This is a genomic window from Sorangium sp. So ce119 (assembly GCF_051524405.1).
Lineage (GTDB): Bacteria > Myxococcota_A > Polyangia > Polyangiales > Polyangiaceae > Sorangium > Sorangium cellulosum_G.
In genome coordinates this window covers 4,673,250-4,692,873 of the sequence record NZ_CP150310.1, presented here as the reverse complement: position 1 = coordinate 4,692,873, position 19,624 = coordinate 4,673,250, and the positions used below count along the sequence as shown (strand labels likewise).

General features: G+C 70.3%; 15 protein-coding genes. 8 read left to right on the top strand and 7 right to left on the bottom strand.

All coding sequences use genetic code 11. The features are described from left to right. The first annotated feature begins 348 nt into the window (after positions 1 to 348). The 7 genes from WME76_RS17655 to yjfF all read left to right on the top strand — a co-directional run bounded on the left by WME76_RS17655 (position 349) and on the right by yjfF (position 8,994). Positions 349 to 2,001: a ribulokinase gene (locus WME76_RS17655; protein ID WP_437962123.1), complete on the top strand. Its 1,653-nt coding sequence runs from the start codon at positions 349 to 351 to the stop codon at positions 1,999 to 2,001. A gap of 11 nt (positions 2,002 to 2,012) precedes the next feature. After that, complete coding sequence (gene araA / locus WME76_RS17650) at positions 2,013 to 3,518, top strand: L-arabinose isomerase (protein WP_437961255.1); 1,506 nt, start codon at positions 2,013 to 2,015, stop codon at positions 3,516 to 3,518. 11 nt (positions 3,519 to 3,529) lie between these two features. Further along, on the top strand, positions 3,530 to 4,228 hold the full coding sequence (locus tag WME76_RS17645; RefSeq protein ID WP_437961254.1) for an L-ribulose-5-phosphate 4-epimerase: 699 nt from the start codon (positions 3,530 to 3,532) through the stop codon (positions 4,226 to 4,228). Positions 4,229 to 4,319: 91 nt separating this feature from the next. Further along, on the top strand, positions 4,320 to 5,291 hold the full coding sequence (locus tag WME76_RS17640; protein WP_437961253.1) for an ABC transporter substrate-binding protein: 972 nt from the start codon (positions 4,320 to 4,322) through the stop codon (positions 5,289 to 5,291). 48 nt (positions 5,292 to 5,339) lie between these two features. Next, positions 5,340 to 6,863, top strand: coding sequence for a sugar ABC transporter ATP-binding protein (locus tag WME76_RS17635; RefSeq protein ID WP_437961252.1), 1,524 nt, complete (start codon positions 5,340 to 5,342; stop codon positions 6,861 to 6,863). Continuing rightward, on the top strand, positions 6,860 to 7,918 hold the full coding sequence (locus WME76_RS17630) for an ABC transporter permease (protein WP_437961251.1): 1,059 nt from the start codon (positions 6,860 to 6,862) through the stop codon (positions 7,916 to 7,918). Before WME76_RS17635 ends, WME76_RS17630 begins: the two co-directional genes overlap by 4 nt. 44 nt (positions 7,919 to 7,962) lie before the next feature. Then, positions 7,963 to 8,994 carry a galactofuranose ABC transporter, permease protein YjfF gene (yjfF, locus tag WME76_RS17625; protein WP_437962122.1) on the top strand — a complete coding sequence of 344 codons (1,032 nt, stop codon included), beginning with the start codon at positions 7,963 to 7,965 and terminating at the stop codon, positions 8,992 to 8,994. Between the two features lie 378 nt (positions 8,995 to 9,372). Here yjfF and WME76_RS17620 read toward each other — a convergent pair whose 3' ends face one another. After that, positions 9,373 to 9,696 (bottom strand): hypothetical protein, encoded by a 324-nt coding sequence (locus WME76_RS17620; protein WP_437961250.1) that lies wholly within the window; start codon positions 9,694 to 9,696, stop codon positions 9,373 to 9,375. On the opposite strand from WME76_RS17620, the gene WME76_RS17615 reads away from it, so the two are divergent. Then, positions 9,683 to 10,579, top strand: coding sequence for a non-reducing end alpha-L-arabinofuranosidase family hydrolase (locus WME76_RS17615; protein WP_437961249.1), 897 nt, complete (start codon positions 9,683 to 9,685; stop codon positions 10,577 to 10,579). The genes WME76_RS17620 and WME76_RS17615 overlap by 14 nt on opposite strands. Before the next feature lie 228 nt (positions 10,580 to 10,807). Here the strand turns inward: WME76_RS17615 and WME76_RS17610 are convergent, their stop codons facing one another. The 6 genes from WME76_RS17610 to WME76_RS17585 all read right to left on the bottom strand — a co-directional run bounded on the left by WME76_RS17610 (position 10,808) and on the right by WME76_RS17585 (position 19,548). After that, entirely contained in the window at positions 10,808 to 11,842 is a 1,035-nt protein-coding gene (locus WME76_RS17610) for an alpha/beta hydrolase family esterase (protein ID WP_437961248.1), read from the bottom strand. 131 nt (positions 11,843 to 11,973) lie between these two features. Further along, entirely contained in the window at positions 11,974 to 13,350 is a 1,377-nt protein-coding gene (locus WME76_RS17605) for a DUF1552 domain-containing protein (RefSeq protein ID WP_437961247.1), read from the bottom strand. 16 nt (positions 13,351 to 13,366) lie between these two features. Continuing rightward, positions 13,367 to 14,857, bottom strand: coding sequence for a DUF1592 domain-containing protein (locus tag WME76_RS17600; RefSeq protein ID WP_437961246.1), 1,491 nt, complete (start codon positions 14,855 to 14,857; stop codon positions 13,367 to 13,369). Positions 14,858 to 15,949: 1,092 nt separating this feature from the next. Then, entirely contained in the window at positions 15,950 to 16,816 is an 867-nt protein-coding gene (locus tag WME76_RS17595) for a formylglycine-generating enzyme family protein (RefSeq protein WP_437961245.1), read from the bottom strand. Then, the gene (locus tag WME76_RS17590) at positions 16,816 to 17,877 is read right to left on the bottom strand and encodes a hypothetical protein (protein ID WP_437961244.1); all 1,062 of its coding nucleotides are present in this window, start codon (positions 17,875 to 17,877) and stop codon (positions 16,816 to 16,818) included. Before WME76_RS17590 ends, WME76_RS17595 begins: the two co-directional genes overlap by 1 nt. Then, positions 17,878 to 19,548, bottom strand: coding sequence for a protein kinase domain-containing protein (locus WME76_RS17585; protein WP_437961243.1), 1,671 nt, complete (start codon positions 19,546 to 19,548; stop codon positions 17,878 to 17,880). It abuts the gene before it with no gap. Positions 19,549 to 19,624 lie beyond the last annotated feature (76 nt).

Sequence of the window (19,624 nt, the reverse complement as noted above, 5' to 3'; positions counted from 1 at the left end):
GCGTGCTCGTCGTCTCGGCCGTTCAGCGCGAAGAGCGGCGCGAGCGCAGCCCGGGCATCGTGCGGGCGTTCGCTGTTGATCTCCGTCACCGCTGTCGGCGCCTCGAACACGCCGGCCGCTCCGGTGCGCCCGGCCGCCCCCGTCTGCCCGCCTCCGCTGCCGCTTCCGCCTGTCTGCCTGCCCAGGCGCGTCACACGTCTTGACGACGTGCTGGTCCCCAGGTCCTCTCACCCCGCCCCGCCGATCTGGCCACGGGCAGACGGATTGCAATTGACATTGATGATGTGAACGTTCACATTGAACTTCCGAACCCATCCTTTCCTGCTTCACCCCAGCCAGCGGGTCGTCATGCGCACCGGAACCTTCGTCATCGGGATCGACTTCGGCACCGACTCCGTTCGCGCGGTCGTCGCGGACGCGCGCAACGGCGAGCTCGCGGGGGCCGCGGTCGTGCCGTACCCGCGCTGGGCGCAAGGCCTCCACTGCGACCCGCACGCGCACCGGTTCCGCCAGCACCCGCTCGACTACCTGGAGGCCATGGAGGCGTCGGTCCGCGGGGCCCTGGCCCAGGCGGGCAGCGACGCCGCCGCGCGCGTGCGCGGGATCGCGGTCGACACCACCGGATCCACGCCGGTCCTTGCCGACGCGAAGGGCAGGCCTCTCTCGCTCTGCCCCGGCTTCGAGGAGGACCCGGACGCGATGTTCATCCTCTGGAAGGACCACACCGCGCTGGCCGAGGCGGGGCGGATCAACGACCTCGCCCGGACCTGGGGCGGCGTGGATTACACGAAGTTCGAGGGCGGCGTGTACTCCTCCGAGTGGTTCTGGGCCAAGGTGCTCCACGTCATCGAGACCAACCCGGCGGTGGCGCGCGCGGCGGTCACCGTCCTGGAGCACTGCGACTGGATCCCCGCGGTCCTGACCGGCACCGACGACCTCAGGCGGATCAAGCGGAGCCGCTGCGCCGCCGGCCACAAGGCGATGTGGCACCCGGAGTTCGACGGTTATCCTTCGAGCGAGTTCCTGGCGAGGTTGAACCCGCACCTGCCCGAGCTCAGGGCCACGCTCGGGTCGCAGACCTGGACCGCGGACGCGCCCTTCGGGACGATCTCGCCCGACTGGGCCGCGAGGCTCGGCGTCCCGGGCGACACCGTCGTCGCCGTCGGCGCCTTCGACGCGCACATGGGCGCGGTCGGCGGCGACATCCAGCCGCACCACCTGCTCAAGGTCATGGGGACCAGCACGTGCGATATGCTCGTCGTCCCGAAGACAGGCGCGCCGGAGGTCCTCGTCGCCGGGATCTGCGGTCAGGTCGACGGATCCATCCTCCCGAACGCGATCGGCTACGAAGCGGGGCAGTCCGCCTTCGGCGATGTCTTTGCCTGGTTCAAGCAGCTCCTGAGCTGGCCGCTGCGCGCGCTCCAGCCGGCACTCCCGGCCGGCGATCCGCTCATCGATCGGATCATCCCCGAGCTGGAGAGGGCGGCCGCGGAGATCCCGCCGGCGGCGAGCTCGGTGGTGGCGCTCGACTGGCTGAACGGGCGGAGGACCCCGGACGCGGACCAGCGGCTCCAGGGCGCCATCGTCCGCCTCGACCTCGCCACCGACGCTCCGCGGATCTACCGCGCGCTCGTCGAGGCGATCGCCTTCGGATCGCGCGCCATCGTCGAGCGCTTCCGGTCTCACGGGATCCGCATCGACGGCGTCATCGGCATCGGGGGCGTCGCGCGCAAGAGCCCCTTCACCATGCAGGTCCTGGCGGACGTGCTCGACATGACCGTCGAGGTCCGCGCCGGCGAGCAGCCGGTCGCCCTGGGCGCGGCGATGTTCGCCGCGACGGCCGCCGGCCTGCACGCGACGATCGAGGACGCGCAGCGCGCGATGTCGTCCGGGACCGAGGCTGTGTATCGGCCCGATCCAGCGCGCGCCAGGCTCTATGATGCGCTGTACCAGGATTACGTCGCGCTCGGGTCGTTTGTGGAGAGAGAGCTGACAAAATGAGCGGAGTCGTCATGCAAGATCTTCGAGAGGGCTTCGAGGTATGGTTCCTGACAGGCAGTCAGGATCTTTACGGCGAGGAGGCCCTGAGGCAGGTCGCCGAGCACTCGCGGGAGATCGCCGCGTACCTCGACACGTCGGGCAAGCTCCCGGTGAAGGTCGTGTGGAAGCCGACGCTCAAGAGCCCCGAGGCGATCCTCGCCGTCTGCCGCGAGGCCAACGCGACGCCGCGGTGCGCCGGCGTGATCACGTGGATGCACACCTTCTCGCCCGCCAAGATGTGGATCGCGGGGCTCCTGCGCCTGGAGAAGCCGATCGCGCACCTGCACACGCAGTACAGCCGCGAGCTGCCCTGGGACAGCATCGATATGGACTTCATGAACCTGAACCAGTCGGCCCACGGGGACCGCGAGTTCGGGTACATCGGCGCTCGCCTGCGCATCGACCGGAAGGTCGTCGTCGGCCACTGGATGGACGACGACGTCCTCGGGAAGCTCGACGTCTGGGCGCGCGCCGCCTGCGCCATCGTCGACGCGCGGCGCCTCAAGATCGCCCGCTTCGGCGGCATGAACATGCGAGAGGTGGCCGTCACCGGCGGTGACCGCGTCGAGGCGCAGGTCAAGCTCGGGTGGTCGGTGAACGGCTATGCGCTGGGCGATCTCGTGAGTCGGGTCGCCGACGTCGGCGAGGCCGAGGTCGATCGCCTGGTGGCGGAGTACGACGAGGCGTACGCGGTCGCCCCCGCCCTGAGGAAGGGCGGAGAGCGCCGCGGCGAGCTGCGGTACGCGGCCAGGCAGGAGGCGGCGATACGCTCCTTCCTCGTGGAGGGCGGGTTCGGCGGGTTCACCACGACCTTCGAGGACCTGCACGGGCTCAAGCAGCTCCCCGGCCTCGCGGTGCAGCGGCTCATGGCCGAAGGCTACGGCTTCGGGGCCGAGGGGGACTGGAAGTCCTGCGGCCTGGTCCGCGCCCTGAAGGTCATGTCGGCCGGCCTGCGCGGGGGCGTGTCCTTCATGGAGGACTACACGTATCATCTCGTCCAGGGAAAGGAGCGCGTCCTCGGCGCCCACATGCTCGAGATCTGCCCGTCGATCGCCGCCGCGAAGCCGTCCCTGGAGATCCACCCGCTCTCGATCGGCGGCAAGGGGGATCCGTGTCGGCTCGTCTTCGACGCCGGGACCGGGCCCGCTGTGAACGTCGCCATGATCGACATGCGCGGCCGCATGCGGATCGTCGCCAACGAGCTCGACGCGGTGGCGCCCGACCGGGCGATGCCGAAGCTGCCCGTGGCGCGCGCGGTGTGGATCCCCAGGCCGAGCTTCAGGCTCGCGTGCGAGGCGTGGATCCTGGCCGGAGGCGCCCATCACTGCGCGCACAGCCGGGCCCTGACGATGGAGCACGTGGAGGACTTCGCCACCATCGCCGGCGTGGAGCTGATCCGCATCGGCGAAGGGACCGAGATCCGCGCGCTGAAGAACGAGCTCCGCTGGAACGACCTCGCCTACAGGCTGGCGGATTGAGGGGGCGAGACGTGAGCGCGACCTACCGAGAGCTGCGCGAGCGCGCGTGGGCGGCGAACATGGAGATCCCGCGCCGAGGGCTCGCCATCTACACGTTCGGCAACGTGTCGGCGTTCGATCGCGACAGAGGTGTCCTGGCCATCAAGCCGAGCGGCGTCGCCTACGATACGCTGTCGATCGACGACATGGTGGTGCTCGATCTCGAGGGGAAGGTGGTGGAGGGCCGCCTCCGCCCCTCGTCGGATACCCGGACGCACATCTTCCTGTACGCGAACTTCCGCGGGATCGGCGGCGTCGTGCACACGCACTCGACGTACGCGACGAGCTGGGCGCAGACGGGCACGCCGATCCCGATCTACGGTACGACGCACGCCGACCACCTGGCCGAGGACGTGCCGTGCACCGAGGTGATGCGCGACGACGCCGTGCAGGGCGACTACGAGATGGAGACAGGGAAGCAGATCGTCGAGTGCTTCCGGGAGAGGAACCCGCTCCACACGCCGATGGTGCTCGTGGCGGGCCACGGCCCCTTCACGTGGGGAGAGGACGCCGAGAAGGCGGTGTACAACGCGGTGGTGCTCGAGGAGATCGCGCGGATGGCGTTCATCACCCGCACGATCCACCCGGGCGCCGCGCGCCTACCCGATGCGGTCGTGCGCAAGCACTTCGACCGGAAGCACGGGAAGGGCGCGTATTACGGCCAGAAGTGACGCCGGACGTCGCCGGACGAAGGCGACGACGGTGAGGACGACCAATGTGCCCTGGGGGACGGGGCGAGGACGAGAGGAGAGGAGCTGCGCCATGAAGAGGAACAAGGCTGTCGCCGCGTGGATGATGACGCTCGTCGTACTGGCGCTGGTCCTGGCCGGTCTCGGCTGTAGCAAGGAGAAGGGTAAGGTCACGCTCGGGTTCTCCCAGATCGGCGCGGAGAGCGAGTGGCGGACCGCGAACACCAAGTCGATCGAGGAGACCGCCAAGGCGGAAGGGATCGAGCTCAAGCTCTCCGACGCTCAGCAGAAGCAGGAGAACCAGATCAAGGCCATCCGGTCGTTCATCGCCCAGAAGGTCGACGTCATCGCGTTCTCGCCCGTTGTCGAGACCGGGTGGGAGCCCGTCCTGCGCGAGGCCAAGGAGGCGAAGATCCCCGTCATCCTGACCGATCGCGCCGTGGACACGAAGGACGACAGCCTCTGGGTCACCTTCATCGGCTCGGACTTCGTCGAGGAGGGCCGCCGCGCGGCGAAGTGGCTCGTCGAGAAGACGAAGGACCGGACCGACACCGTGAACATCGTCGAGCTGCAGGGCACCGTCGGCTCGGCCCCCGCGATCGACCGCAAGAAGGGGTTCGAGGAGGTCATCAAGGACAAGCCCCAGCTCAAGATCATCCGCTCGCAGACGGGCGACTTCACCCGCGCGAAGGGCAAGGAGGTCATGGAGGCGTTCCTCAAGGCGGAGGGCAAGAACATCCACGTCCTCTACGCCCACAACGACGACATGGCGATCGGCGCGATCCAGGCGATCGAGGAGGCGGGCCTCCGCCCCGGCCAGGACATCCTCATCATCTCGATCGACGCGGTGAAGGGCGCGTTCGAGGCGATGATGGCCGGCAAGCTCAACGTGACCGTCGAGTGCAGCCCCCTGCTCGGGCCGCAGCTCATGAGCGCGGTCAAGGACCTCATGGCAGGCAAGACGCTGCCCAAGCGCATCGTGACCGAGGAGGGCATCTTCCCGATGGAGACCGCCGCCCAGGAGTTCCCGAAGCGCAAGTACTGATCGCGGGGTGACCGGGGCATCGATCGCCGAGCCGGGAGGATGAGAGCCATGGGAAGCAACGCCGTGCCCGTGCTCGAGCTGAAGAGGATCTCCAAGAGCTTCCCCGGCGTGCAGGCGCTCCTGTGCGTCGACTTCCGCCTGCTGGCAGGGGAGGTGCACACGCTCATGGGGCAGAACGGCGCCGGCAAGTCGACGCTGGTCAAGATCATGACCGGCGTCCACCCCCCGGACGGCGGGCAGATCCTCCTCGAAGGGAGGGAGATCAGGCCGTCGAGCCCGCAGAGCGCGCAGCGGGCGGGCATCAGCGCCGTGTTCCAGGAGGTGAACCTCTGCACCAACCTGTCGGTCGCCGAGAACATCTTCCTCGGGCGTGAGGGGTCGAGCCCCTTCGCCATCCGATGGGCGGAGATGCGCCGGAGGGCCGAGGCCCTGCTCTCGGATCTCAACGTCCACCTCGACGTCGCCGCGCCGCTCTCGACCTACTCGCTGGCCATCCAGCAGATCGTCGCGATCGCCCGCGCGCTGAGCGCGAAGGCCAAGATCCTCATCCTCGACGAGCCGACATCGAGCCTGTCCGAGGATGAGGTCAAGGTGCTGTACTCCGTCATCCGGCGCCTCAAGGCGCAGGGGATGGCGATCCTGTTCATCACGCACTTCCTCGACCAGGTGTTCGAGATCTCCGACCGGATCACGGTGCTGAGGAACGGCCAGCGCGTCGGCGAGTACCCGGCCGCGGAGCTCTCCCGCATGCAGCTCGTCACGCGGATGGTGGGGCGCGAGGTCGCGGACGAGGGCCCGCGCCGGGCCGACCGCGCCCAGGCGGCGACGCCGGCGGGCGGGGCGGCGCCGTTCCTGCGGGCGCGCGGCCTCGGCAAGAAAGGCTCGGTCCGGGACATCGACCTCGAGGTGAGGTCCGGGGAAGAGCTCGGCATCGCGGGCCTCCTGGGCGCCGGGAAGTCGGAGACCGTGCGGCTCCTGTTCGGCATCGACAGGGCGGATCAGGGCACCATCGAGATCGACGGCGAGCAGGCGCGCATCGGCTCGCCGCTCGACGCGATCGCGCGCGGCCTCGGCTTCTGCCCCGAGGACCGGAAGCTCGAGGGCATCGTCGGCGAGCTCTCGCTGCGCGAGAACATCGTCCTCGCGCTCCAGGCCAAGCGCGGCATCTTCCGCGCCCTGTCGCGGACGCGACAGGACGAGATCGCCCGCGCGTACATCGAGCGGCTCGGCATCGTGGCGGCCGACGCGGAGGTGCCCATCTCCAAGCTGAGCGGCGGCAACCAGCAGAAGGCGCTCCTGGCCCGCTGGCTGGCGACGGACCCCCGCATGCTCATCCTCGACGAGCCGACCCGCGGCATCGACGTGGCGGCCAAGGCCGAGATCATGGGCAAGGTCATGGATCTCTGCGACCGCGGGATGGCCGTTGTGTTCGTCTCGTCCGAGATGGCCGAGGCGCTGCGCTACGCCGACCGGGTCGTCGTGCTGCGCGACCGTCGCAAGGTGGCCGACCTGCCCGCCGGCGGGACCGACGAGCAGGCGGTGTACCAGATCATCGCGGGAGGTGCGGCGTGAGCGCGGCGGCCGCCTCCCTGCGCCGGCTCACCCGGAGGAGCGCCTTCTGGCCGACGGCGATGCTCGGCCTCCTGCTCCTCTTCAACCTGGTCATCAACCCGCAGCTCTTCGCGATCACGGTCAAGGACGGCCACCTCTACGGCAGCGTCATCGACATCCTGAACCGCGCGGCGCCGCTGATGATCGTCGCCATGGGGCTCACCCTGGTGATCGCCACCCACGGCATCGACATCTCGGTCGGCGCGGTCGTCGCCATCTCGGGCGCGGTCGCCGCGGCGCTGATCGGCGGCGAGCTGGTCCTGCACGGCGGCGCCGGCATGCAGGACGTGACGCAGGTCCCGCTGCCGATCGTCATCGGCTGCGCGCTCGGCGTGGCGCTCGTCTTCGGCATGTGGAACGGAGCGCTGGTGTCGCTGCTCGGCATGCAGCCGATCATCGCGACGTTGATCTTGCTCGTCATGGGCCGGGGCGTCGCCCAGCTCATCACGAACGGCCAGATCATCACGATCTACTACAGCCCTTACTACGTCATCGGGAACGGCTTCTTGCTGGGCATCCCGGTCTCGCTGTTCATCGTGGCGAGCGTTGGCGCCGCCCTCTGGCTGCTCACCCGCAAGACCGCGCTCGGCATGTTCGTGGAGGCGATCGGCATCAACCCGGTCGCCTCGCGGCTGGCCGGGATCCGCGCGCGCTCGATCACCTTCGCCTGCTATGCGGTGTGCGGCCTGTGCGCCGGCATCGCCGGGCTCATCGTGAGCTCGAACGTCAAGAGCGCCGACGGCAACAACGCCGGGCTGCTCTTCGAGCTCGACGCCATCCTGGCCGTCGTCCTGGGCGGGACGTCGCTCTCCGGGGGCAAGTTCACGCTGGCGGGGAGCGTCATCGGCGCCCTCATCCTCCAGACGCTCACCACCACGATCTACTCGGTCGGCGTGCCGCCCGAGGTCAACCTGGTGGTGAAGGCCTTCGTCGTCTTCCTGGTCAGCATCCTGCAGTCGCAGAAGGTCAGGGACCTCATCGGAAAGCAGCGGGCAGGGAAGGTGGCCACCACATGAGCGACACCGCAGCCGGAACCAGGAGCGACACCGTCGCGACGGCCATGAGCGACACCGCGGCCGGAGCCAGGAGCGACGCAGCAGCCGTGAGCAGACCGTCGATCCGGTTCGACCGGAGGCACCTGCCGCTCGCCGTCACGATCGGCCTGTTCGTCGTCATGTTCGGGGCCGGATCGATCCTGTTCGACGGGTTCTTCTCGCTGCAGGTGTTCCTCAACTTCTTCATCGACAACGCGTTCCTGGCGATCACCGCCATCGGGATGACCTTCGTCATCCTCTCCGGCGGGATCGACCTCTCCGTCGGCTCGGTCATCGCGCTGACCACGATGGTCTCGGCGTCGCTCGTCCAGAAGCACGGCTATAGCCCGTCCGTTGTCATCCCGCTCGTCCTCGCCATGGGCGCGGGCATTGGCCTCGTGATGGGGATCGTCATCCAGTACTTCGAGGTGCAGGCCTTCATCGTCACCCTGGCGGGCATGTTCCTGGCCCGCGGGCTCTGCTACCTCATCAGCATCGACTCCATCACGATCACGCATCCTTTCTATGTCGACGTGTCGTCGCGCCGCATCCCGTTCCTGTTCGACACCTCGATCACCTGGAACGTGATCATCGCGCTCACGCTGTTCGCCGCGGCCGTCTACCTCGCGCACTACACGCGCTTCGGCCGCACGGTCTACGCCATCGGCGGCAGCGAGCAGTCCGCCATGCTCATGGGCCTCCCGGTGCCGAGGACCAAGGTGCTCGTCTACACCTTGAGCGGATTCTGCTCGGCGCTCGCGGGCGTCGCCTTCACGTTCTACATGGTGTCCGGCTACGCGCTGCACGCCGGCGGGATGGAGATGGACGCCATCGCCGCCGTCGTCATCGGCGGCACGCTGCTGACCGGCGGGTTCGGCACCGTCTTCGGCACCCTGTTCGGTGTGCTCATCCTCGGCACCATCCAGACCCTCATCACGTTCGAGGGCACGCTCAGCTCCTGGTGGACCAAGATCGTTGTCGGGCTCCTGCTCCTGGTCTCGTGCCTCTTTCAGCGGCTGTTCGATCGTCGCTCGCTGGGCGTGAAGCGCGAGGGGTGAAGGGGCGCCTGGGGCCCCCGGCGACGACGAGCTCTCGAGGGCAGAGCTCGACAGGCAGCTCGCGCGAGCGCCGCGACCGGCCGCCGCTGCGCGTCATCCACCCCTCCGGATCGAGGATCGCCGCGCGCCGGTTTTTGTTTGACTCCGGCCATGTGAACGTTCACAATTTATTCCTGGTATCCTTCCGCTTCGCCCCGGATGAGCACGCCGTGTGCCCCGGCCCCTTCGTCCTCCTGCGCGTTAACCTTGACGGTCGGGCTCTGAGGAGCTCGCTGCCCGAACGGGCATCCCCCTGGAGACTGGCATGAACACTCACCTCGATTTGCCCTGTCAAACCGTGACCCTGCGCCGTTCTACCCTTCTCTTCTCTGCCCTCGGTTACGTGCTCGCCGCGCTCGCCGGTTGCGCCAGCGACACGACGGAAGGGGAGCAGCCCCCTGCCGGGACGAGTGGCACGGGGAGCCCGATGTCCAGCGCCAGCAGCACGACGGGCTCGGGCGGAGGGGGCACAGGCGGATCGATCCCCGGCGCGAGCTCGTCGAGCGCCGCGGGCACGGGCGGCGACATGACGGGCGGCATGACGTCCTCGGGGAGCGGCGGCTCTCCGGCGGCCGGCAGCGGCGGCGCAGGCGGATCGACGCCGACCTGCGACTTGCCGACCACGTACAGGTGGAAGTCGGGGCCTCCGGTGATCAGCCCCAAGCCGCCTGCTGGCCGTACGTTCGCGTCCGTCAAGGACCCGACGATCGTGTACCACGACGGCAAGCACCACGTGTTTGCCACCGTGTTCGACACCACCGGGGGCAACGGCGGGTGGCAGTCGGTGTACCTGAACTTCACGGACTTCTCTCAGGCGAACGCCGCTGAGCAGCACTACATGGCGGGCTGGCCCACCGGCAGCACGGTCGCTCCCCAGGTCTTCTATTTCCGGCCGCACAACAAGTGGTACCTCATCTACCAGTGGAACGGCAGGTACTCGACCAACGACGACATCAACAACATGAACGGGTGGAGCCGGCCCCAGTCGCTGCTCCGGGGTGAGCCGGGCGCCATGGGGAGCACCCTCGGCGCGCTGGACTTCTGGGTCATCTGCGACGACGCCAACTGCCATCTCTTCTTCTCGCGGGACGACGGGAAGCTCTACCGCTCCAAGGTCCGCATCGAAGACTTCCCGAAGTTCGACGGTTACGAGGTCGTCATGTCGGCTCCGAGCGCGGGGCTCCTGTTCGAGGCAAGCAACGTCTACAAGGTGGATGGATCGAACAAGTACCTGCTCCTGGTGGAGGCGTTCGACAACAGCCCTCGCTTCTTCAGGTCGTGGACCTCCGAGAGCCTGGACGGCCCCTGGACTCCCCTGGCTGACACCAAGGCGAACCCCTTCGCCGGCCCCGCGAACGTGACGTTCGAGGGCACGGACTGGACCGACGACATCAGCCACGGCGAGCTGACCCGCTCCGGGAGCGATGAGCGGATGACCATCGACCCGTGCAACATGCAGTTCCTCTACCAGGGGAGGGATCCGAACTCCCGCGAGGAGTACGGCCGCTTGCCCTACAGGCTCGGGCTGTTGACGCTCGACCTGTGACGCCCGCTCCCCTCCGAGCTCTCGGAGGGGACCTTCGGGCAGGAGAGGCGACCTCCCCGACGAGCCCGCGGCGACTCGACGTCACCGCGGGCTCGCTCGCCTCTGGTCTCCGGGAAGCTCGGCTCGGACCCTTACACCTGCCCCACGTGACGCTCGGGCTGCGGCGCCTCGCGGTCGGGCTCTGTCGCGATCGGCGCCGGGGACGGTCACGTCACGCCGGCGCGAAGCTCACGGCATGCTCGTGAAGAAGTCGTACATCGCCTGGATGGCGAAGCACGGCACGCCGTGGCTCGTATTGCTGTACGCGGGGTCGTCGTGTGAGCACCAGATCGTCGGCTCCGAACAGCCGCTGTAGGAGACGCAACCGGGGTTCACCGTCTTGCCGCTGCTCTGGCAGCCCATGACCTCGGAATACGGTGTCGAGCTCATCTGGCACATGTTGGCGGTGCGGAACCTGGCGACCGTGCTCGCTCCGTCGCCCCCGCGGACGGTGTCGTTCTTGCCCTGGATGTACATCACGGGCATGGGCACCTGCAGCGCGCCGTAATCGGAGGCCGCGACGGGCGCGACCGCCCTGAAGTTCATGTGCTCGGCGTCGGACCTGTGCGCCAGGATCTGCACGATCATCTGGGCACCGGAGCTGTGGCCGGTGGCGAACACACGGTCCATGTCGATGCAGTGGTTGTTCATGACGTCGTCGTAGATCCGAAGGACCTTGGCGATGTCGTCGTTGTAGTTCCAGCATCCACCCGAGTCCGACGACCTTCCCACGGCGCGCACGTACTCCGTCTCGAAGGCCGACCCCCGGGTGAGGTTGATGAACTGGTCGATCGGGTTGCCGCAGGCGTGGAAGCCCATCAAGAGGGGGAAAGGGGTGTTGCCGTCGTAGCTGTCCGGGAACTTGTAGATGTGATCGTTGTCGACCGTCACCGTTCCGTTGGCGGGCCGCCCCAGCTTGCCGCAGCCTGGGCTCGGGTTGCCGATGGGCGATTCAGTGCCGCCGGTCCCCATGCCGCCGGCGCCGGTCGGCGGTGCGCCCCCGGTCGATTCACCTGTCGTGCCACCCCCGCTGCTCGCAGGAGCGTCGGCCCCGCCCGTCGTCGTCGCGCCTCCGGTGGCGGGGGCGCCGCCGCTCGTGGATGCGCCGCTCGTGCCCTGACCGGTACCGTCATCTCCCTTGTCGGGCGTGCCTGTCTCGGACGAGCAAGCGAGGACCATCAACGCGACGGCGGGGATAGAGGAACGAAAACGTGGGTTCGGCATGGTCTGGACCTCGTGGTGATTGTGCGATCAGGCGATGATCGGGTCGACGAGGCCGCCGTGGAGGCTGCTTTCGCCGACGTTGTCGAGCGGGCCGCCCTGGCCGTCGGTGCAGCCGGACGGCCGAGCCTATCTCAGACCTGGATGCCCGCGAGCGGCGACGTGACCCGCCCCGCGTCGACGCCGAACTCCGTCGCCTTCGAGCCCATGAGCTGGGCGGTCGTCAGGAGCGCCTTGCTCAGGTTGTCGCCGGGGAAGTTGTGGTGCTCGTCGCCGCGCAGCCGTCCACCGGCTTTCCCCGCGAGGAGCACCGGCCACTCCGCCTTCGTGTGCACCTTGCCCCAGGCGGTGTCGGACGTGACGAACACGAGCGTGTTGTCGAGCAGGTTCGAGCTGCCGTGCGGCGTGCTCTTGAGCTTCGTCAAGAACTCGTTCAGGCAGCGCATCGTGTAGATCACGCCCTTGTCGACGCGGGGCTGACTCGCTTGATCTCCGGCATCCCCGTGACAGATGGTGTCGTGGAAGTCGTCGTTCATGTCCTGCGCGAGGTGCCGGTAGTAGACGTGCGCCGCGGGCAGCGAGAACATGAACGAGAGCACGCGGGTCCTCTCGCAGGCGAGCGCGAGCGCCGAGAGCTCGACCATGGCGGTGTTCACCTGCGGAGGCGCTTCGCTCTGCGAGTCCTTGCCCGCGGTCGGGGCCGTGGGGCTGCTGCATGCGGACGGCGTGCCGCCGCCGGAGGTCGTCGTCTCGAGGCGCCGCTCGATGGCGCGGATCGAATCGAGGTGCTGCTCCACGCGCTGCCTGTCGGCCGCCCCGAGCCGCTGCTGCAGGCTGGCGCCGTCTTGCAGGACAGAGTCGAGCACGCTCTTCCGGACGTTCGCGAGCTTCGCGGCCTGCTCCGCTCCGTCGTCGCTCGGCGCGGGCGTGCCGCCCATGAACAGCCGATTGAACACGGCCTTCGGATCGAACTCCGGGTTGTTGCGCGAGCTCGGCCCTTTGTGCGAGACCGTATGCAGCGAGTCCTGAGGGCCGTTCGGCGTCGCCGGCGTCACGCCCACCTCGAGAGAGCGGTACGGCGCCCCCTCGGAGATGACGTTCGCGACGACCTGGTCGATGGATGGGGCCCGCACGGCGTTCCCGTTGAGCGGCGCGCCGGTCGTGGCCCCCGCCGACCCGCTGGGGTGCTCGAAGCCGGAGACGACGAGCTTGTTCTCGAGGCCGCTGATCACCGTGAGATGAGACTTGTGCTCCGCGAGCGGCTGGAGCTGGGGGCTGAGCTCCCAGGCCGAGCCGGAGCCCGTGCGCGCCGGCTTCCAGCGGCCGGGCAGCGTGCCGTTGCCGAAGAACCACGTCACGTAGAGCGGCGAGACCGGGGTTTTCGGCTGGGCGAGCGCCGTGCCGCTCTCGTTCAGCATGATCTCCAGCAGCGGCAGCGGGATGGTGACGGCGGCGCCCGTCGCCAGCAGGCCCCGGAGTACGGTTCGTCGGTCCAGAACTTTCTTGGTCATGGTGGGCACCGTGCGTTCAGGGTTGGGGGGCGACGGAGGAAAAGGCTTCGTTCGTCACGACGTCGAGGACGAGCTCGCGCAGGTCGAACCCCGACGCCTCGAACGAAGCGGCCAGCGTGTCCAGCACGGTGACGTCCACCTTTCGCTCCTCGTGGCCTGCTGCATACGCGTAGTACTTGCGGACGAGGCACCGAGCGACATCGTCGCTCTCGCTGACGGTCATGCCGAGATCGCGCGCGTCGGCGACCGCCTCGCCGTCGAAGTCGCCGCTGGGGTCGATCGGCAGACCGTGATCCGTCGTGCGGTAACGGCCGATCGCGTCGAACGTCTCGAGCGGCAGGCCAAGCGGGTCCATGAACCCATGGCAGCTGGCGCAGGCAGGAGCGGTCCGGTGCGCCTCGAGCCGCTGACGCTTCGTGAGCGGCCTGTCCGCGGGCGGCTCCGGGAGCTCGAGGGCGATGTCACCGGGGGGCGGCGGGACAGGCGTGCACATGATGGCGTCCCGCATGAACTTGCCGCGCAACGTGGGCGACCCCTCTTTCTGGTTCGCGAACTGCGAGAGGAAGCCGGCCTTGCCGAGGATCCCGACGCGCGGGCCGTCCGCGGGCAACGAGCGGACCTCGAAGGTGCTCGAGCTCAGGCCGGTCGTGTCGAGGCCGTAGAGCTGGGCGAGCTCCGTGTTGACGACGACCTTCGTGGTCGAGAACAGGTCGAGCGCGCTCGCCTGATCGTCGAACGCGAGGACCTCCCAGGTGCCCCGCATGTCGCGGACCATCGCCGCTCGCAGCGCGGCGTCGTACTCCGGAAACAGCTCCGTGTCTTTCGCCTGCGTGCCGATCCGATCGAGCCGCATGTACTCTTCGGCGAAGGCGCCGACGGCCTCGCGCCCAGCGGGCGCCTCGAGCATCCGCGCCGCCGCGGCGCGAACCCCCTCCACCGTGTCGAGCGTCCCGCTCGCGGCCTCGTCGAGCAGCGTCCTGTCCGGCAGGCTGTTCCACACGAGGAACGCGAGCCGGGACGCCATCTCGTAGCCCGTCAAGCGAAGCGACCCATCGGCGCTCGGGGCGCCGAGCTCCGGTCGATACAGGAAGTTCGGCGACGAGAAGAGCGCCACCGTCGCCCAGCGGGCCCCCTCGACGGCGCTGTCGAGCTCCGCCGCGGCATTGCTGGCGACCGCCGCGAGCCTGTCGACCTCCGCTGTCTCGAGCGGGCGGCGCCACGCTCGAAGCCCCAGCGCCTGGATGAAGCCGCGCACGCAAGCGTCGTCCTGCGCGCCGCTGGGCGCGCAGCCGATGAACTGCTCCCGCTTCGCGGAATCCGCGAACACAGCGTCGACGGCGCTCTCGATGGCCGTGTGGTACTGCTCGACGCCTCGCTCCGAGGTCACCACGGTCGCGGCGCCGATGACCGCGAAGTTTCCATTCCAGCTGTCGGCGTCGAGCTCATTGATGTTGACCTCCACGCCGAAGACGTCGCGCACGGCATTGCGGAATTGCGTTCTCGTCAAACGACGCAGCATCCCGGCCGCGGGTTGGAACGGCGGAGGATCCGAGCCCGTCGATGGTCCCTCGTTCTCGACGGAGGGTCCCCCAGCACCCTCCGTGCGGTCACCCAGACTGCCCGTGCACGCGGCCGCGAACGCGAACGCACAAACAACGGCGACTTGTCTCGAGGAACGGAGCTCGTGCCAGGACGGCTTCTTCATCTTGCTCTCCGATCATGCAAGGGTGTGACGGCACACGGGTAGCCGCACCTGGCGACCATGCCTCAGAATCAACTGCTCTCACCGCGAAGCCCATTCAGCCCGGCGTGGCTGGGCTCGGAGCACCTGATCCCGGACGAGGCCCATGTGAAGACACCGGTCCGCCCGAGGAGGGGCTGGGCATCGTCCGCCGCAACACAGGTAACGCAGCCCCGAAGTCGCCATCCGGTCGCTTTGCCGGATTCATGGGAAAATTCCGCCGGACAGCGCTCAGGGTCCTACGACAGCCGTCGAACAAGCGAGGATTGTCGTGGTCTCTGATGGATCACCCCTGGCGAAACGCCAGACACCGTCGATCGGCAATCGCTCCCGCGACGACCGAGCGAACGCAACCGGTGCCGAGATCGATCAGACGGGGAAGGTCTCGGTGCGCGTGACGAGCCACCCAGGGCCAAGCAAAAGCATACCCCTCGGGAACAATGTGAGCGATCACATTTTTGATGTCAATTCCAATCGACCGGCCAGCGGGTCTCCTCGATCCCGGGAGGACTGGGCGGGCGGGGCCCTCTGGAGCGACGCGTCACGCGAGTTCGCAGGACAGCTCACGCGGGCGCCGCGGCTGGCCACCGCTCCGCGCCGATCGGATCGAGAAGGGCCTCGCGTCCGGCTATTTCGTTCGAGACCGTATTTGTGAACGTTCACATTTGCTGCAGGCGCCGTTCTGCTCCGTTCTGAGGTAGGCAGTCGTGCGCACCGGGCCCTTCGTCCCGGGGGTCGGGATCGATCCATGCACCGACTCGCCTCGCTCTGTCTCGCCGGCGCGAGCCATGGCGAGGTCGAGCGCGACGAAGCAGGGAGCGCGGCGCACGCCGGGGGGGCGCGCCGGCGTCGCCGACGCTACCCGCTACAGCAGCGGAAGCCGATCGCGTGGTCCGTGTCGGCGCGCTCGCGCCCGTCGCGGGCGTCGCACCGGAGCTCGTCGAGCGCGTTCCCGCTGTCGAACGCCCCGCCGCGGGTGACGCAATAATCGCCGGGGCCGGTGTCTCCGGAGCACGCGTCTTCCCACTCGCGGACGTTGCCGCTCATGTGCTGCAGCCCGTGATAACCGCCCTCGCAGATCGCGCTGTCCTCGTCGCCGACAGGCACGGTCATCGCGCCGTCGCCGTTGCAGAGCTGGGCGTCGAACTCGCCGGTGGCATGCGTGCGCTCGCCGCCTTTGCTGCACGCGTCGAACCACTCGCCCTGCGCGCCGCTCGCGCCGCCGTACGGCAGCGCGCCGCCGTGGATCTTGCCGCAGAGGCGCTTTCCCAGGCTCCTGCAGAAGGCGCGGGCGTCGCACCAGTCGAGGCACGTGGCGGGGAGCTCGTCGCCGGTGAGGCGATCGTTGCAGACGTCGGGCGCGTCGGGCCCGGTGTCGAAGTCGAAGCTGCCGTTGAACAGGCAGAACGGCTCCTGCGCCTCGAGATCCGGGTTCGTGGCGAGGAAGCGGCGGTAGGCGGCGTTCGACACCTCGGTCTGGTCGACGCAGAACGTGCTCTGGATCGTGACCATGCCGGCGGGGCACTGGCACACGCTCGCGAGGCACGAGGCCGTCGCGCAGTCGGCGTCGGCGTCGCAGGGCTGGCCGTACAGGCACGAGGCGTTTCCGGCGCCGGGCTCGCAGGTGAGGCCGTCCAGCGGGCGCACGAGCGTGCACGCGGAGACGAGGGCGGCCAGGAGGGCGGCCGCGGCGCCGTGACGGTGGATCGGCCGGCGATGGTGCATCAGAAGGCGCCCTCGAGGCCCGCGGCGGCGCCGGAGAAGAACGGTCGGAGCGCCGGCCGGAGCGCGCTCGCGCCGACCCGGGGCGGCCTTGCTGCGGTCGGCTGGGGCGGACGCGCGGCGGTCGGCCGCGGCGGGTGCGCGGCGGTCGGCCGGGTGAGATAGAGCCACGCCGCGGCGCCCAGCGCGACGACGCCCACGCCGAGGCCGATGTCGGCCACCGCGTGCTGGACGCGGACGGCGCGCACGTCGTCGGCCGCGCAGCGCGGGGCGCAGGTGGCGCGCAGGTCGGCCTCGGCGTCCAGCGAGAGCGCGCCGGCGACGGCGAACACGGCGAGCCCCGCGACGCCGACGCCGCCGGCGACCCACGCGAGCGGGGGAATCGAGGGCTCGGCCGGCGGCGCGGCGGGCGAGGCGACGAGGGGAGGCGCGGCGGGCGAGGCGAGGGGAGACGCGGCGGGCGAGGCAGGCGGCGGTGCGGCGGGCGTGGCGGGCGGCGGTGCGGCCGGCGAGGCGGGCGGGCGGGGAGCGGCTGGCGCGCTGGCCGCCGGGGCGCCGAGGGTCACCGTGATCGCGCGGTTCTTCTCGCCCTCGCGGATCAGCAAGCGCTCCTCGACGGCGGGGCCCGTTGCGGGCTCGAACCGGAAGGTGCGCGGGCCCGGGTCGACCGGCAGCGCCTTGCCGTCGAGCGCCGCGGCGAGGAGGCGCCCGTCGACGAGCACGCGCACGTCGAGCCGCTCCCGGCCGTCCGCGTCCTTCGCGGCGATGACCACGGAGGGCAGGCTCTGCTCCACCTCGGCGAGCCACGGCCCGCAGTCGGCGACGGCGGCGGCCGGGCACGTCGGCTGCGAGCAGGTGATCAGCGCCTCCCGGGCCTCGAGGAGCTTGCCGTCGCGGCGGAGGCCCTGCGCGCGCTCGTAGGCGGCGGCGCACGCCCGCTTGCTGGGCGCGGCGTGGACGCTCGCGCCCACGAGCGCGAGCGCGGCGCCGAGCGAGAGAGCGAGCGCCGTCCGCGCGCGGCCGGGCGCGGGGGCGCTCGCTGATTTCTGTGTGTTTGCGTGCAATTACATGCACTCCGGCTTGAGCCGGCGGATGCCGGCTCTGTCCACGGTGTAGGGGGGGGAGCAGCGCTGGGCGTCGCCGCGGGTCGCGCGCGGGGCAGGCGCAGGAGCGCGCGCGCTCACGGCCGCGCGCGCCGGGCGCTGGGCGGGCGTCGTCGCGACGGCGCTCGGCGTGTGCGACGGGGCTGGGGCGAGGACGGCGCTCGGCGCGCTCGCGGAACGGGTCGCGTCCGCGGCGCCGGTCGCGCTCGGCGCCTGCGGCTCGCCCGTGCCGTGACGCTGCAGGGGGGCCGCGTGGACCGCGCCCGCCGCGTCCTCCGGCCCGGGCGGGCCGCGGCGCGACCAGTGCACCGCGAGCGCGGCCGCGCTGACGAGGATCACCGCGCCCAGCGCGAGCAGCGGGCCTGCGCGCCTCGCCGCCCTCGGGGCCGCGCCGCGCGGCGCGCCGTCTCTCGGGGAAGGCGTCAACGAGGTCCCGCCGGTCATCCCGTCCCCGGCCGCGGCCGTCGCCGCGAGCGTCGGCTGCCCGGGGGCGCCGGCCTGGATCTCGGGCGCCGTCTCCGCGAGCCCCCGCGCTTCCGAGCCCCGCGACGCAGGCTCACGCGCGCCGCCCTCCACGCCGCCGCTGCCGCGCGCGCCCGCTCCGCTCCCGCCTGCCGCAGCCGCCCCCGCGCCGGCCGTCGCCTCGCCGCCCGGATCTGCCGCGGAGGCGCTCTCGATCGCCGCGACGCGCGCGGCCCGCCGCGCGAGCGCCTCCCCGGCGAGCTGCTCCACCCACTCGCCCACCGCGCGCTGCGACGCGAGCGGCACCGCGTCCTCGATGGCGATCGCGAGCTCGCGCGCCGTCGGGTAACGGCCCTCCGCGTTCCGCTCCAGCGCCCGGAGGACGATCGCGTCGAGCGCCCCCGGCACGTGCGCCGCGAGCGAGCTCGGCGGCGGGATCGGCCGCTCGAGCACGGCCCCCACGACGGCGCCCTCGTCGCCCCCGTCGAACAGCCGCCGGCCCGCGAGCGCCTCCCAGAGGACCACCCCCGCCGCGAACACGTCGGTCCTCGGGGTCACGTCGGCGCAGAGGATCTGCTCGGGGGCCATGTAACACAGCTTCCCCTTGAGCTGGCCGCCGCGCGTGGTGCTGAGCCGCCCGCGCGCCTTGGCGATGCCGAAGTCGAGCAGCCGCGCCGTCCCGTCGACGCCGACGAGCACGTTCTCGGGCGAGATGTCCCGGTGCACGATGCCGAGCGGCTCGCCGGACTCGCTGCGCGCCTCGTGGGCGGCGTGCAGGCCGTGGAGCGCGCCGCACGCGATGCTCGCGACGATGGGGGGCGGCGCCGGCTCGCCGCGCGCGCGCGCCGCCCGGAGCAGCCGCGCCAGCGACTCGCCGCGCACATAGTCCATGACAAGGAACGCCTCGTCCTCGGCGATGAGCAGGTCGATCGTCGCGACCACGTTGGGGTGCTGGATGCGCGCGACGATGCGCGCCTCGTCGCGCAGGCTCTCGGCGATCTCGGGCGCCTCGGCGAGCTGGGGGTGGAGCCGCTTGATGGCGACCGTGCGCGAGAACCCCGCCTCGCCGATCAGCCGGCCGAGGTGCACGGACGCCATGCCGCCGGAGGCGATCGGGCTGTAGAGCAGGTACCGGCCGATTCGCCTGGGCTGGTGCGGCTCCGACGGCATGCCGGGGCGATGATACACGAGCCCGCGCGCCGCGCCCGCCCGGAGCGTCGCGCGGGAGACACCGGCGCCGGAGCCG